Raw genomic sequence first — 15,533 nt, 5'->3', positions numbered from 1 at the left:
CATCACCCCCATGCCGCGCCGTCGAGCGCGCCGAGCGGGAATTTGAGATAACGTCGGCCGTTGGCCTCGGGCTCTGGCAGCCGGCCGCCGCGAATGTTCACCTGCAGGGCGTGCAGGATCAGCTTGGGCATCGGCAGCGTGCGATCGCGCGCCTGGCGCAAGGCGACGAACTCGGCCTCGGTCTTGTCCACGACATGGGCATTGTCGCGCTTCTGCGCGGCCACCGTGCTCTGCCATAAGGGCGGGCGCCCGCCCGGCTGGTAGTCGTGGCCGGTGAACAGCCTGACATCGCCAGGCAGCGCCAGGATCGCCTGGATCGAGCGCCAGAGCTGGCGGGCATCGCCGCCGGGAAAATCGGCACGCGCCGTGCCGCTGTCGGGCATGAAAAGTGTGTCGTGGATGAAGGCCGCGTCGCCGATGACATAGGTCACCGAGGCCAGCGTATGGCCGGGCGAGAACATCACGCGGCCCTCGATCCCGCCAATGTCGAACCGGTCGCCCTCGGCGAACAGCCGGTCCCATTGCGAACCGTCGGCCGGCAGATCCGGCAGACCGTAAAGTCCCTTCCAGAGGGCCTGAACATCGACCACCCTGGCGCCGATCGCCGTCGGCGCGCCGGTCCTGGCCTTGAGATATTGGGCGGCGGAAAAATGATCGGCGTGCGGATGGGTGTCCAGGATCCAGGCGACCGACAAACCATGGTCCGCGACATGGGCCAGGATGGCGTCGGCGCTGGTCGTCGCCGTGGCGCCCGACTTTTCGTCGAAATCCAGCACGGGGTCGATGATCGCGCAGATCTTGGTCGCGGGATCGGTGACGACATATTGAATGCTGGAAGTCCGCCGATCATAAAAACCGGTGACCTCGGGGCGGCGGGCGGCGCTGCCGGCGGCTTCATTCATGACTGATGGCTCTCGAGATGAATATCGCGACGCTTGGCAACCTTCATTATATAGTCAAATATAATATATATCATGCGAAGGCAAGCGTGACGTGAGGCTGGTGCGGCCATCGCAGCCGCCGGCCGCGCCACCGCAACATGCCGGAAGTCACCGTGAGGTTTGGGAAATTTCCTCCGCCTGGATCATTTCTAAACTGCCAGTTTCGAAATATTCCAATGTATTTTCAGATACTTGCATGAAGGGCCGCGGGCGCTAGGATGCGCGTCCCAGGCATCCGGCACCATCGCTGGACTACCCAACAACCGCGCCGTGCTGAGCAGCGCATGGCGGAGATCGAAACATGACCCTGTCACCCACCCGTCGCGCCCTCCTCGGCGGCGCCGCCCTCGTTGTCGCCGCCCCGGCCTTGTTGCGCGCCCAGACGCGCGTGCTCAACCTCTATTCGTCGCGGCACTACGACACCGACGAAGCGCTTTATGCGGAATTCACCAAGGCCACCGGCATCACCGTCAACCGGGTCGAGGCGCAGCCCGATCCGCTGATGGAGCGCATGCGCTCGGAAGGCGCCAATTCACCGGCCGACGTGCTGGTTACCGTCGATGCCGGCCGCATCGAGCGGGCCCGCGAGGCAGGCCTGCTGCAGCCCTTCGCGTCCGAGGCGCTGGCAAGCCGGATCCCGGCCAGCTATCGCGATCCGGACGGCCATTGGTTCGGCTTCTCGACCCGCGCCCGGGTGTTGCTGGTTGCGAAGGAGCGTGTCGCGGATGGTGCGATCGCGACCTATGAGGATCTGGCCGATCCGAAATGGAAGGGCAAGGTGGTCATCCGCTCCTCCACCAATGTCTATAACCAGTCGCTGACCGGCTCGATCCTGGCGGCCCACGGGGCCGACAAGACCGAGGCCTGGGCCAAGGGCGTGGTGGCCAATTTCGCCCGCCCGCCGCGCGGCGGCGATACCGACCAGATCAAGGCGGTGGCCGCCGGCGAAGCCGATATCGCGGTCGCCAATACCTATTATTTCGGCGGACTGGCGCGTTCGACCAAACCCGAAGACAAGGCCATCGTCGAGAAGATCCGCGTGGTGTTTCCAAACCAGGGCGACCGCGGCACCCACGTCAATATCTCGGCGGCCGGCATCGCCCGCCACGCCAAGAACCTCGAAGCGGCGCGCGCCTATCTCGAATATCTCTCGACGGCGGCGGCCCAGCGCTATTTCGCTTTCGGCAATTCGGAATACCCGGCCGTGACCGGCGTCGACTGGCCGCCGGAAGTTGCCGCCTGGGGCAAGTTCAAGGCCGACGGCCTGAATGCCGGCGTGTTCGCCAAGAACAATGCCGAGGCCCTGAAGATCATGGATCGCGCCGGCTGGAAGTGACGGCGTGACCGACGTCGTCTTCGAGCCAGCGCCCCGCGCGGCCTGGCGTCCGGCCCTGCTGGCCGGGCGCGGAGTCTTGATCGCCCTGGCGATCGGGCTTGCGGCACTGATTTCACTGCCGATCCTGTCCGTGGTGTTGACCGCGCTGCAGCCCTCGGGCGGCGCCATCGGCCATCTCATCGAGACGGTGCTGCCGGAAATCCTGGTCAACAGCGTCGGGCTCATGGCCTTTGTCGGCGTCGGCACGGCGGTGATCGGGGTCGGCACCGCCTGGCTGGTGACGCTTTGCCGGTTTCCCGGCTCGCGCTTGCTGGAATGGCTGCTGCTGCTGCCGCTGGCCATTCCCGCCTATATCATCGGTTACGCCTATACCGACGCGCTGGCCTTTGCCGGCCCGGTGCAGGCCGCCTTGCGCGGCCTCACCGGCTGGTCGCACGGCGACTACTGGTTCCCCGACATCCAGTCGCTCTGGGGCGTCAGCACCATGCTCACCCTGGTGCTTTATCCCTATGTCTACCTGCTGGCGCGCGCCGCCTTTCTCGACCAGTCGGTCTGCGTGCTGGAGGCGGCGCGCACGCTTGGCGCCGGCCCCTGGGGCGCGTTCTTCCGGGTCGGCCTGCCGATGGCCCGGCCTGCGATCGCCGCCGGCGTCGCGCTGGCGCTGATGGAGGCGCTGGCCGATTTCGGCACAGTCGAATATTTCGGCGTCACCACCTTCACCACCGCCATCTACCGTACCTGGTTCGGCATGGGCGATCGGATCGCCGCGGCCCAGCTCGCCACCGCTCTGCTCGCCTTCGTGCTGGTGCTGGTGGTCATCGAGATCGCCGCCAGGCGCGGCCGGCGTTTCGGCGCCGGCGCCCGCCGGCACCGCCGGCTGGTGCCCTTGCGGCTGAAGCCGGCGGCGGCGGCGGGCGCGATCATCGCCTGCGCCCTGCCCGTGCTGTTCGGCTTCGCAGTGCCGGTCGCGGCACTGGCCAGGCTGCATCTCGACGGCGGCGACCCGCTGCTCGGGCCACGCTTCCTGCATTATGCCCAGAACTCGTTTCTGCTGGCCGGGCTTGCCGCCATCCTGGTCGTCGCGACCGGCGCATTCGTCGCCTATGCGGCAAGGCTGGCGCCGGGCACGGTGACGGCGGGCGCGATCCGGATCGCCAGCATCGGCTATGCCGTGCCCGGCACGGTCATCGCGGTTGGCATTCTCGTGCCGCTCGGCGCCTTCGACAATGCGCTGGATGGATGGACCAGGGCGACCTTCGGCTGGGGCACCGGTCTGGTTCTGTCGGGCACGGCGGTGGCGCTGCTTTATGCCTATCTGGTGCGCTTCCTGGCGGTGGCCGTCGGGCCGGTGGAATCCGGCCTGCACAAGATCCCGGCGACCTTCGATGCCGCCGCCCGGACGCTCGGCGCGACACCTTACGGCGTGGCGCGACGGGTTCACGCGCCGCTGCTGCGCCGCTCCCTGCTGACCGCGGCACTGGTGGTCTTCGTCGATGTGCTGAAGGAACTTCCGGCGACGCTGATCGTCCGCCCCTTCGATTTCGATACGCTGGCAGTCAGGGTCTACAATCTCGCCTCCGACGAGCGCCTGGCCCAGGCCTCGACCGGCTCGCTGGTCATTGTCGCCATCGGGCTGATCCCGGTGATCCTGATCACCCGAATGATCGCCCAGGAACGCAAGGCCGGCGAGCGCATCGCCTCCTGAGCGCCAAAGGTCCGGGATCAGCGCCGCTCACGGAAGAAATCCTTGAGCAGCGCGGCGGCGGCCGCCTCGCCGATGCCGCCATAGACATCGGGCCGGTGATGGCAGGTCGGATCGGCATAGAGCCGCACGCCGTTGTCGACAGCCCCCCCTTCGGGTCGGACGCGCCATAATAGAGCCGGCGGATGCGGGCGAATGAAATGGCGGCAGCGCACATCGGGCAGGGTTCGAGCGTCACGTAGAGATCGCAGCCGGGCAGCCGCTCGGAGCCGAGCGCCGCGCAGGCGGCGCGGATCGCGACAATTTCCGCATGCGCGGTCGGGTCCTTGTCGGCAAGCGTCCGGTTGCCGGCCGAGGCCAGCACCACGCCGTCGCGGACCACCACCGCACCGACCGGAACCTCGCCGCGCGCGGCGGCGAGATGGGCTTGTTCAAGCGCCATATCCATCGGGGCCGGGGCGCTGGACGTCCTATCTCTCGCCATTTCCGATCGTTCGTGCTAAAGGCGCCCATTCCTGCCGGGGACCCCGGCCGCGCACGCCGGATGGCGCCGCGACAACCCGATCTCACGAGACACCTATGCCCCGCAAGCGCGATGATGATCGTCCGGCTCCGAGCCGGACGCGAAAAACCGATTCCGAAACCGCTCCGAAGGCCGACAAGAAGGCTGGAGCCAAGGCCGCGACGACCGCCACCGAGACGCTGGTCGTGACTGCGCCCGCCACCGAAACCAAGCCGAAACGGACCGCGGGCAAGCCGGCGGCAACCGCCGTGGTCGCGGTCGAGGCCAAGGCCAAGCGCACCAAGACGGCGGCCGAGCCCGCCGTCGCGGTGGCCGAGGCCAAGCCGAAACCCGCCAAGAAGGCGGCCACAGCCGCCATCGCGGCACCCGAAGCCAAGCCGAAACCCGCCAAGAAGGCAGCAGCGCCCGTCGCCGCGGCCGAAGCCGCGCCGAAACCGGCCAAAAAGGCCGCCAAGAAGGCGGCCACCCCCACCGTCGCGGTGGCCGAGGCCAAACCGAAGCGCGCCAAGAAGAGCGCCGAGGCCGTCGCCGAAGTGGTCGAGACCAAGCCGGAGCGCACGCCGCGTCAGGCCGAGGTCGTCGCCGAAGCCGCAGAGGCTCCCCAGCGTGCGAAAAAGGCCGGCAAGGCCGACACCACCGCCGAGGCCGCGCCGAAACGCGGCCGGAAGGCCGTCGAGGCGTCGGACGAGATGCCGGCCTTTCTCGAAGACATCGACGAGGATCCGGTGGTCAAGGCTCTGGCCGCGGAAGCCGGCATCGACCAGCCCCGGCGTGCGCCGCGTGAGCGCGATGGCGAACGCGGCGAGAAGCCGCGCCGCTTCGAGGAACGCGGCGAGCGGCCTGCCCGCTCCGGCGACCGGGATGACCGTCCGCGTCGCTCAGGCGAGCGCGACGAGCAGCCGCGCCGCTTCGAGGAGCGTGGCGAACGGCCGCGCTTCGACAAGCCGAAAGGCGACTGGAACGACGCACGCGCCAATCGCGACCGCAACAACGTGCCGCGTGATCGCGACCGCGCGGTCGAGCCGGTCAATCGTGGCGACGAGCGGATTGCCCGCGTGCTGGCCCGGGCCGGGCTTTGCTCACGCCGCGAGGCCGAGGAATGGATCGAGGCCGGCCGGGTCAGCGTCAATGGCACGGTCCTGACCTCACCCGCCCTCAACGTGACCGAGAGCGACGTCGTCCTGGTCGACGGTGAGCGGCTGCCGGAGCGCGAGCGCACCCGGCTCTGGCTGTTCCACAAGCCGGCCGGCCTGGTGACCACGACGAGCGATCCTGAGGGACGCCCGACGATTTTTGATGCCATGCCGGAAGACCTGCCGCGGGTGATCACCGTCGGCCGGCTCGACATCAATACCGAAGGCCTGCTGCTGCTGACCAATGACGGTGGGCTTGCCCGCGTGCTGGCACTGCCGGCCACCGGCTGGCTGCGCCGCTACCGGGTCCGTGCCCATGGCACGATCGACCAGCCGACGCTCGACCGCCTGCGCGGCGGCATCGAGGTGGACGGCATCGAATATGGCCCGATCGAAGCCGAGCTCGACCGCATCCAGGGGACCAACAGCTGGCTGACCCTGTCGCTGCGCGAAGGCAAGAACCGCGAGGTCAAGAACGTGCTGGGCGCGATCGGCCTCGACGTGAACCGGCTGATCCGCGTCTCCTTCGGCCCGTTCCAGCTCGGCGAACTGCCCGAGGGCGAGGTCGAGGAGATCAAGACGCGCGTGCTGCGCGACCAGCTCGGCGAAGATCTGTCCGAATTGGCCGGCGTCGAATTCGACCGGCCGGTGTTCGAGCGGATCGGCGAGCGCGAAGAGCGCGGCGGCCGCGGTGATCGCCCGCGCCGCGACGAGCGTGGCGAGCGTCCTGGCCGTCCGGCCGGCCGCGACGACCGTCCCCAGCGCTTCGGCAGCCGGGACGAACGCCCGGCCCGTTTCGGCGATCGCAGCGAGCGCAACGAACGTCCTGGCCGCTTCGGCGACCGCGACGATCGTCCGAAGCGCTTTTCGCGTGACGACGATCGCGGCAGCCGTTTCGGTCGTGACCGGGATGGCGGCTTCGATCCGGCCGCCGAAGACGGCCGTCCGAAAGGCAAGAGCCCCGAGCATCGTTTCGGCTCGCGGCCGCGCATCTGGCGTGACGCCGAGGCAACCGATGCCGGTCCGCTCAACAAGGCGCGCCCCGGTTTCAAGGGCGAGCGCGCCAGCGAGGCCCGCGCCGATGGCGAGCGCGATTTCAAACGCGACACGCCCCTGACCGATTCCAAGGGCCGTCGCGTCAAGGTCGAGCGTATCGCCGGCGACGAAACCGTGGCACGCGAAGAAGCACCGGCCCGCGAGGAGCGCAGCTTCGGCGACCGGCCGCGGCGTTTCGAGGATCGTGGCGATCGCCCGCAACGGGATTTCAAACCCCGCGGCGACCGGCCTTATGGCGATCGCCCGTCGGGGGATCGTCCGGACCGTGGCTTCAAACCAAGGGGCGAAAGGTCCTTTGGCGACCGGCCCTATGGCGATCGCCCGTCGGGGGATCGCCCGGACCGCGGTTTCAAACCGCGCGGCGACCGCCCCTTCGGTGATCGCCCGTCGGGCGATCGTCCGGACCGCGGCTTCAAACCGCGCGGCGACCGTCCCTTCGGTGACCGCCCGTCAGGCGATCGCCCGGACCGCGGTTTCAAACCGCGCGGCGACCGGCCGTTCGGTGACCGTCCGTCAGGCGATCGTCCGGACCGCGGCTTCAAGCCGCGCGGCGACCGGCCGTTCGGTGACCGTCCGTCAGGCGATCGTCCGGACCGCGGCTTCAAGCCGCGCGGCGACCGGCCGTTCGGTGATCGTCCCTCGGGCGATCGCCCGGATCGCGGCTTCAAGCCGCGTGGCGACCGGCCGTTCGGTGACCGCCCTTCGGGCGATCGCCCGGACCGCGGCTTCAAGCCGAGAGGCGACCGCCCGTTCGGTGGCGATCGCGACGGCGGCGGCCGGGACTTCAAACCCAGGGGCGACCGTCCGGATCGCGATTTCAAGCCGCGCGGTGAACGGTCCTTCGGCGACCGCCCGTCGGGTGATCGGCCGCAGCGGGACTTCAAACCTCGCGGTGACCGTCCGTTCGGTGATCGCCCGTCGGGGGATCGTCCGGACCGTGGCAAAAGCTTCGGCGGGGGCAAAAGCTTCGGCGGAGGCAAAAGCTTCGGCGGCAAGCGCGAAGGCCGGCCGTTCGGCGACCGGCCGGGTGGCGGTGGCAAGCCGGGCGGCGGCAAGCCTTTCGGCGGCCGTCCCGGCGGGGGCAAGCGGGAGCGCTGAGGCTTGCGGATCGTCGGTGGACGTTTCAAGGGCCGCGCGATAAACGGGCCGAAATCGGACGCGATCCGTCCGACCTCGGACCGCCTGCGCGAAAGCCTGTTCAACGTGCTGGCCCATGCCTATGACGACGCTTGCGACGGCGCGCGGGTCATCGACCTGTTCGCCGGCACCGGTGCGTTGGGCCTCGAGGCTCTGTCGCGCGGCGCTGTCTTTGCAGCGCTCGTCGACCAGGGCGCCGAGGCACGCGGGCTGATCCGCGGCAATATCGATCATTTCGGTCTGTCCGCCGTGACCAATGTGCTCAGGCGCGATGCGACGAAGCTCGGCGATGTCGCGCCGTTCGAGCCGTTCACCCTGCTGTTCTGCGATCCGCCCTACGGCAAGGGCCTCGCCGAGCGGGCGCTGATCAGCGCCCGCGACGGCGGCTGGCTCAGACCCGACGCGCTGGTGGTGATCGAAGAGACGGCGGAAGCCCAGGTGGCGCTGCCCGAAGGCTTCAGGCTCGAGGAGCGGCGGGCGGCCGGCGACACCCAGCTGCTGATCGCCCGCAGAACCTGAACGATCTCGAGCCCAAGACAAAATCCCGGGAGGCGATCCCGGGATTTCGTCACGTGCAAAAGGCCAGGCTCACTTCTTCAGGAGATCGCGGATCTCGGTGAGCAGCACGACATCGGCCGGCGGCGGCGGCGGCGTGGCCGGCGCTGCGACCTCCTGCTTCTTCAGCCGGTTCATCGCCTTGACCACCATGAACAGCACCCAGGCAATGATCGCGAAATTGATCGCGACGGTGATGAACTTGCCGTAGGCGATCACCGCGCCCTGCTTTTGCGCATCGGCGAGATTGGCGGCGGTCACGGCCTTGCTGAGGCCAAGGAAGTAATTCGAGAAATCGAGACCGCCGACGATCGCGCCGATGATCGGCATGAACACGTCACCGACAAGCGAATCGACGATCCGGCCAAAGGCGGCACCGATGATCACGCCGATGGCCAGATCGACGACATTGCCCTTCAGGGCAAATTCCTTGAATTCCTTGAGCATATGGGCCCTCCTGCCGGTAATCGTCGCCGCCGCGCGAGGTTTCGCGCCCGGCTGGCTGCACGATCGGCAAATTCGCGCTGCCATGCAACCACCCACCCGGCAAGGCTGCCGGCCTGGAAAATCCTTCTCCCGGAGCCCTGCAATAGGCAATGCTCCTGCGGCCCAAGCTCCTTGCTGCGATCGGACCGACGAAATACGCTCGCGGATCGCTCGACGAGATCGAAAGTCAAGACGATGGACAGCTTCAAGACGCTTGGGCGCCGCGACTTTCTGAAGGCTTCGGCCGCCATGGCCAGCGCGGCGGCGGCCGGCAGCTTCTCCTGCATCGGCATCGCAAACGCCGCGCCAATCGCGCCGCCCGCCGTCGACAAGCTGTCGATCCGCGTCGTGGTCGACAGCGCCTTCGACAGTTTCTTCCGCCCGGCGCAGGTGAACGGCGTCTCGATCCGAGCCGCCGCACGTCCGTCGAACTGGCGCCGAACCCTGCACAACGAGTGGGGCCTGTCGCTCTGGCTGGAATCGCAGGTCCAGGGCGCGGCGCGCACCATCATGCTCGACTACGCCTATACGTCGCCGGTGCTGCTCAACAATATCGAGCTCCTGGGTCTCGATCCGGCCAAGCTCGACGCCCTGATCGTCAGCCACGGACATGCCGACCACTATGGCGGGCTGAACGGCTTCCTCGACAAGTTCCGGGCGGCGCTGCCCGCCGAGGTCACGCTTTATGCCGGCGGCGAGGACAATTTCTGCCATCGCCTGGCCGGTCCGGGAGCTGGCCAACTGGTCGATAACGGCACGCTCGACCGGCGTGAACTGGCGGCCCAGAGGATCAAGACGGTGTTGTGCGAGACGCCAACCGTCGTCGCCGGCCATGCCTTCACCACCGGCCAGATCAAACGCGACAGCATCGAGCGGGTGCTGCCCAACACCTTCGTCGAATTCGGCGTCAAGGATCAGCTCGGCTGCAATATCGCGCATTACCTGCCGGCCGAGATGGAGGGCAAGATCGTCCCCGACCAGCATCTGCACGAGCACGCCACCTGCTTCAATGTCCGCGATCGCGGCCTGGTCGTCATCAGTTCCTGCGGCCATAGCGGCATCGTCAATTCGGTGCGCCAGGCCCAGGCGGTCTCCGGCGTCGACAAGGTCCATGCCATTGTCGGCGGCTTTCATCTCGGCCCGGCGCCAGCGGATTATCTCAAGGTGGTCGTCGCCGAAATCGGCAAGCTCAATCCCGACGTGCTCATTCCCATGCATTGCAGCGGCCTGAACTTCGTCCAGGAGGCGCGCGCCCAGCTCGGCGAAAAGGTTCTGGTCACCACCACCGGCAGCCGGATCGATTTCGGCGCCTGAGGCTCCAAGCGCGACGGAATGCCTGAGGTGAACCGTATCCTGGCGACCGCCCTCGTCCTGACCGCGCTGGTGGCGACGGCACCGGCCGGGGCGGACGGCGCGCGCCGGTCGGCCGGCGAGCTGATGGATGTCGTCATGTGGGCACGCGAGCCCATCGGCGGCCCCTTCGCACTGGTCGATCATCAGGGCCGGACGCGAACCGATGCGGATTTTCGCGGCAGCCTGATGGTGGTCTATTTCGGCTACAGCTATTGCCCGGATATCTGCCCGACCGATCTCCTGGCGATCGGCCAGGCCATCGACCAGCTCGGCCCGGCCGGCGAGGCCGTCCAGCCATTGTTCGTCACGGTCGATCCGGCGCGCGACACGCCTGATCATCTCGCCGAATATGTGCCGCTGTTCCATCCGCGCCTGATCGGCCTGACCGGCAGTGCCGAGGCCGTCAGCCAGGCGGCCGAGGCTTACAAGGTCTATTTTCGCCGAGCCGACGGCGACGACCGCGACAGCTATGCCGTCGATCATTCGGCCTTCATCTATCTGATCGACCGGGACGGAGGCTATCTCGGCTTCGTTCCGCCGGGGACACCGCCCGACCGCCTGGCCGCGGCGATCCGGCCGCACTTGGCGCGGCGCGACCGCTGATCCCAGGCGAGGCCGCCGGCGCCTGTCCTGTCGCCCCGGCCGCTAAATTGGACAGCCGCCGTTGCGCATGATGAAGTCTGGCCGCCAGCGCCGCCTGGTGCCCCACGCCTTGGCCGATCGGGCCAGGCGGGCGAGAAGTGCTACGGGCCGTCGATGAGTTTGAGTTTCATCATCATCGTCACCGCGCTCGCCTATCTCGGCGGGTTGTTCCTGGTCGCCCATCTCGGCGATCGCAGCAAGTCGCGCGACCGGATGGTGGTCAGCCGGGCCTGGATCTATCCCTTGTCGCTGGCGGTCTACTGCACCTCCTGGACCTTCTTCGGATCGGTCGGGCTTGCCGCCCGCAGCGGCTTCGATTTCCTGGCGATCTATGTCGGGCCGATGATCATGTTCGGCCTGCTCTGGCCGCTGGTCACCCGCATGGTGCGCATCGCCAAGGCGCAGAACATCACCTCGGTCGCCGATTTCATCGGCGCGCGTTACGGCAAGAGCCAGGCGGTCGCCGGCATGGTTTGCCTGATCGTCACGGTCGGCACGATCCCCTATGTCGCGCTGCAGCTCAAAGCCGTGTCGTCGTCGCTCCTGACCACCATCAAGCCGGCCGAATTCGCCAACATCACCCATGAACTGCCGTTCTTCGGCGACCTGGCATTGCTCGTCGCCATGGCGATGGCGGCCTTCGCCATGCTGTTCGGCACCCGCCATGCCGATGCGACCGAACATCAGGACGGGCTGATGCTGGCGGTGGCGGCCGAGTCCCTGGTCAAGCTGGTTTGCTTCCTGGCGATCGGCATCTACGTCACTTATTTCATGTTCGACGGGTTCGGCGACCTGTTCGCCCAGGCGTTCGCACGGCCGGACATCATGGCCTCGACGCTGCGCTGGCCCGACTTCAGCACCTTCTTCGCCATGAGCGTGCTGGCCTTCGTCTGCTCCATCCTGCTGCCGCGCATGTTCCATGTCGTGGTGGTGGAGAGCTACTCGGCCAGCGAAGTCCGGCGCGCCGCCTGGCTGTTCCCGATCTATCTGGTGCTGATCAACCTGTTCGTCATTCCGATCGCGCTGGCCGGCCTGATCCTGTTCAAACCCGGCAGCTTCGACAGCGACATGACCCTGCTGCTGCTGCCGCTGTCGCGCGGCAACGACATCCTGACGCTCGCCGGCTTCATCGGCGGCCTGTCGGCCGCCACCGCCATGGTCATCGTCGCATCGGTCGCGCTGTCGATCATGATTTCGAACGACGTGGTCATCCCGGCCATGCTGACGCTGCGCGGCCAGTTGCCCTCCGGCACGGGCGGCGCCGACGAGCGTGGCGATCTCGGCTCGACCATCCTCAAGATCCGCAGAACGATCATCCTTGGCGTGCTGATCGCCGCCTATCTGTATTATCGCGTGGCCGGGGACGCCCAGCTCGCGTCGATCGGGCTGTTGTCCTTTGCCGCCGTGACCCAGCTCGCCCCGGCCTTTTTCGGCGGCATGTACTGGCAGCAGGCGACCGCACGCGGCGCCGCCTGGGGCATGGCCGTCGGCCTCGCCATCTGGGTCTATACGCTGCTGCTGCCGATGCTGGTGGAGACCGGCGCGATCAACCGCGCCCTGGTGACCGACGGCCCGTTCGGCATCGCGGCGCTCAGGCCCCAGCAACTGTTCGGCCTCACCGACCTGAACCCGCTCGCCCATGGCGTGTTCTGGTCGCTGCTGGTCAATGTGACGGTGTTCGTCGCCGGTTCGCTGTCGCGCCGGCCGATCGCCATCGAGACGCTGCAGGCCAATGTCTTCATGCCCGCCGAGCCCTCGGCCTATGCGCCGAGCTTCCGGCTCTGGCGCTCCGCCGTCACCGCCGACGAGGTGCGCAGCACGGTTGGCCGCTATCTCGGCGCCGAACGCACCGAGGCCGCCTTCGGCAGCTATGCGCTCGAGCGCGGCGCGCCGTTCGAAGGTCAGTCAGAGGCCGATATCGAGCTGTTGCGTTATGCCGAGCGTCTGCTGGCCTCGGCCATCGGCACGGCCTCGTCGCGCCTGGTCCTGTCGCTGCTCCTGAAGAAGCGTTCGGTGTCGACCACCGATGCGCTGAAGCTGCTCGACGATGCCAATGCCGCCATGCAGTACAATCGCGAGGTGCTGCAGACCGCGCTGGAACATGCCCGCCAGGGCGTCAGCGTGTTCGACCGCGACGGCAAGCTGATGGTCTGGAACCGGCCCTTCGCCGAGGTGCTTGACCTGCCGCCGGAGACCCTGCATATCGGCGCCGGCTTCGACGATGTGCTGCGCGGACTGGCCGCGCGCGGCGAATTCGGCGAAGGGGAGGTCGAGACCCTGGTGGCGGAACGCGCCCATCGCCTGCTGACCGCAACCGAACCTCAGATCGAACGGCTCGCCATGCGCGGCCTGGTCGTCGAGATCCGCGCCGCCCAGTTGCCCGATGGCGGCGTGGTCACCACCTTCACCGACGTGACGGCGAGCGTCGACGCGGCCGAAGAACTGGAGCGCGCCAACGAGACGCTGGAACGGCGGGTGCGCGAACGCACCGAGGAGCTGACCCGGCTGAATGCCGAGCTGGCGCGCGCCAAGGCGGAGGCCGACGAGGCGAACCTCTCGAAGACGCGCTTCCTGGCCGCCGCCAGCCACGACATCCTGCAGCCGCTGAATGCCGCACGCCTCTATACGACCAGCCTGGTCGAGCGGCGCGGCGAGAGCGCGGATGCCGACCTCGTGCAAAATGTCGATGCTTCGCTGGAAGCGGTCGAAGAGATCCTGGGTGCCCTGCTCGATATTTCCAGGCTCGATGCCGGCGCCATGAAGGCCGAGGTGACGAGCTTCCGCATCGACGACCTGTTCCGCCAGCTCGCCGTCGAATTCTCGCCGATGGCGAAACAGAAGGGCCTGACGCTCAGCTTCATCCCCTCGACCCTTGCCGTGCGCTCGGACCGCCGGCTGCTGCGCCGGCTGCTGCAGAACCTGATTTCCAACGCCATCAAATATACCGCCAAGGGTGACGTGCTGGTCGGCTGCCGGCGGCGCGGACCGAAGCTGTCGCTGGAGGTCCATGACAGTGGTCCCGGCATTCCGCAGAGCAAGCAGCGCATCATCTTCCACGAATTCCAGCGCCTCGAGCAGGGCTCCAAAACGGCGCGTGGCCTCGGCCTCGGCCTGTCGATCGTCGAGCGCATCGCCCGCGTCCTCGATCACAAGCTCACCGTGCGCTCCAGGCTCGGCAAGGGATCGGCCTTCGCGGTGGAGGTGCCTGTTGCGCCAGCCTTGCCGGCAGTGGCGGCCGGGCCGGCGCCGGCGCCCCTGCGCGCCGCGCCGCTCGACGGGCTGATCGTGCTCGCCATCGACAACGAGCCGAAGATCCTGGAAGGCATGCGGGCCCTGGTGTCCGGCTGGGGCTGCCGGACGCTAATCGCGTCGGGCTGGCGCACCGCCCATGACCAGCTCAACGAAACCTTGGCCATTCCCGACGTGCTGATCGTCGATTACCACCTGGACGAAGGCAATGGCCTGGATGTGGTGATGCAGTTGCGCTGGCGCTTCGGCGCGACCTTGCCGGCGATCCTGATCACCGCCGATCGCTCGCCCGAGGTGCGCGACCGGGCGCAGGAGAAGAACGTCCACCTCCTGCACAAGCCGCTGAAACCCGCAACGCTCAGGGCGCTGCTCGCCCAATGGCGCGTGCAGAAGCAGGCAGCCGAATAGGCTTCAGGCGCAAGCCTTGGTCATGAAAGCGTCGATCCGCGCGAGGCAGCGATCGGTGTTCGAGCCGGGGAAACCAATGAAGACGTGGCAGCCGGCCGGAAAGACCTCGAGCGCGGCAGCATTGCCGGAGGCGGCCCAGCGCGCCGCCATGAACAGCGTGTCGTCGACCAGGGGATCGCGTGAGCCGACCGTGAACAGGGCCGGCGGCAAACCTTTGAGATCGGCATGGATGGGCGAGATGTCGGGGCTCTTCACGTCACCGCCACGCACCAGGAAGTGGCGGACGAACATCTCGATGTCGCGGGTGTTCAGCACCAGTTTCTCCGCACCCCAGCGGCGCACCGAAGGGGTCAGCGCCAGATCGTAGCAGCCGGCATGCAGATTGGCGCCGCGAAACGGCGTCAGGCCGTGCCGGTCGCGCAGCCGGAGCAGCGTGACGGCAGCAAGATGGGCGCCGGCGCTCTCGCCGCCGATCACCAGCCGATCGGTGCCGAAACGCTTCTTGGCCTCGCGCACCAGCCAGAGCGCAGCGCTTTCGCAATCGTCCGGCCCCATCGGATAGGGGGCCTCCGGCGCCAGGCGATAGTCGACCGAAACGCAGGCCATGGCGGCGCGGTCGGCGAGCCGCTCCAGCCACATGTCGTGCTGGTCGGCCCCGCCGAGCACCCAGCCGCCGCCATGGATATGCAGATAGACGCCCTTCGGCCTGGATGGCGCGATGATGCGCAATCCGATCGGGCCGTGCTTGCCATTGATCTCGATGGTCTCGGCGCGATCTGAGACGGCCGGCGGCGGGAACGGGCCATTGCCTTCGCGCCGGAGCTGTCGGGTGACACCGATGGGTGCCGCCCAGTTGTCCCAGGTTTCCAGCCGCTTGAGGATGGCCGCGTTGACGGCCAACGCGTCGGCCGGCGCATTGGCCGGGTCGAAGGGCGAGGGATCGAACTGGAGCGGGCTGGTCATGCGCGGGGACACCGTTTGACAGCGGACTGAGACCCAACGGCTAAGCCAA

General features: G+C 67.8%; 10 protein-coding genes and 1 pseudogene. 7 read left to right on the top strand and 4 right to left on the bottom strand.

Annotated features, from left to right (window positions below):
- Positions 1-2: 2 nt before the first annotated feature.
- The gene (locus E8M01_RS17075; protein ID WP_136961218.1) at positions 3-902 is read right to left on the bottom strand and encodes an MBL fold metallo-hydrolase; all 900 of its coding nucleotides are present in this window, start codon (positions 900-902) and stop codon (positions 3-5) included.
- 340 nt (positions 903-1,242) lie between these two features.
- Between E8M01_RS17075 and E8M01_RS17070 the strand changes: the two genes are divergently transcribed.
- Positions 1,243-2,277, top strand: a complete 1,035-nt coding sequence (locus E8M01_RS17070; protein WP_136961217.1) for a Fe(3+) ABC transporter substrate-binding protein — start codon at positions 1,243-1,245, stop codon at positions 2,275-2,277.
- Positions 2,278-2,281: 4 nt separating this feature from the next.
- On the top strand, positions 2,282-3,982 hold the full coding sequence (locus E8M01_RS17065; protein ID WP_136961216.1) for an ABC transporter permease: 1,701 nt from the start codon (positions 2,282-2,284) through the stop codon (positions 3,980-3,982).
- A 17-nt stretch (positions 3,983-3,999) separates the two neighbouring features.
- Here E8M01_RS17065 and E8M01_RS17060 read toward each other — a convergent pair.
- Positions 4,000-4,427 (bottom strand): annotated as a pseudogene (locus E8M01_RS17060) (nucleoside deaminase).
- A 1,067-nt stretch (positions 4,428-5,494) separates the two neighbouring features.
- On the opposite strand from E8M01_RS17060, the gene E8M01_RS17055 reads away from it, so the two are divergent.
- Both E8M01_RS17055 and rsmD read left to right on the top strand, forming a co-directional pair.
- Positions 5,495-7,789, top strand: a complete 2,295-nt coding sequence (locus E8M01_RS17055; protein ID WP_425467740.1) for a pseudouridine synthase — start codon at positions 5,495-5,497, stop codon at positions 7,787-7,789.
- A gap of 3 nt (positions 7,790-7,792) precedes the next feature.
- Positions 7,793-8,347: a 16S rRNA (guanine(966)-N(2))-methyltransferase RsmD gene (gene rsmD, locus E8M01_RS17050; RefSeq protein ID WP_136961215.1), complete on the top strand. Its 555-nt coding sequence runs from the start codon at positions 7,793-7,795 to the stop codon at positions 8,345-8,347.
- Positions 8,348-8,416: 69 nt separating this feature from the next.
- Here the strand turns inward: rsmD and mscL are convergent, their stop codons facing one another.
- A complete protein-coding gene (gene mscL, locus E8M01_RS17045; RefSeq protein WP_136961214.1) occupies positions 8,417-8,830 on the bottom strand; it encodes a large conductance mechanosensitive channel protein MscL in 414 nt (137 codons plus the stop codon).
- 234 nt (positions 8,831-9,064) lie between these two features.
- On the opposite strand from mscL, the gene E8M01_RS17040 reads away from it, so the two are divergent.
- The 3 genes from E8M01_RS17040 to E8M01_RS17030 all read left to right on the top strand — a co-directional run bounded on the left by E8M01_RS17040 (position 9,065) and on the right by E8M01_RS17030 (position 14,521).
- Positions 9,065-10,183, top strand: a complete 1,119-nt coding sequence (locus E8M01_RS17040; protein ID WP_136961213.1) for an MBL fold metallo-hydrolase — start codon at positions 9,065-9,067, stop codon at positions 10,181-10,183.
- A gap of 27 nt (positions 10,184-10,210) precedes the next feature.
- Positions 10,211-10,825: an SCO family protein gene (locus E8M01_RS17035; protein WP_246088763.1), complete on the top strand. Its 615-nt coding sequence runs from the start codon at positions 10,211-10,213 to the stop codon at positions 10,823-10,825.
- 153 nt (positions 10,826-10,978) lie between these two features.
- Positions 10,979-14,521, top strand: coding sequence for a hybrid sensor histidine kinase/response regulator (locus tag E8M01_RS17030; protein WP_136961212.1), 3,543 nt, complete (start codon positions 10,979-10,981; stop codon positions 14,519-14,521).
- Positions 14,522-14,524: 3 nt separating this feature from the next.
- Here E8M01_RS17030 and E8M01_RS17025 read toward each other — a convergent pair whose 3' ends face one another.
- The gene (locus E8M01_RS17025) at positions 14,525-15,484 is read right to left on the bottom strand and encodes an alpha/beta hydrolase (protein ID WP_136961211.1); all 960 of its coding nucleotides are present in this window, start codon (positions 15,482-15,484) and stop codon (positions 14,525-14,527) included.
- Positions 15,485-15,533 lie beyond the last annotated feature (49 nt).

It is taken from the genome of Phreatobacter stygius, assembly GCF_005144885.1.
GTDB classification, from domain to species: domain Bacteria; phylum Pseudomonadota; class Alphaproteobacteria; order Rhizobiales; family Phreatobacteraceae; genus Phreatobacter; species Phreatobacter stygius.
This window is presented reverse-complemented; position numbering and strand designations above follow the sequence as displayed.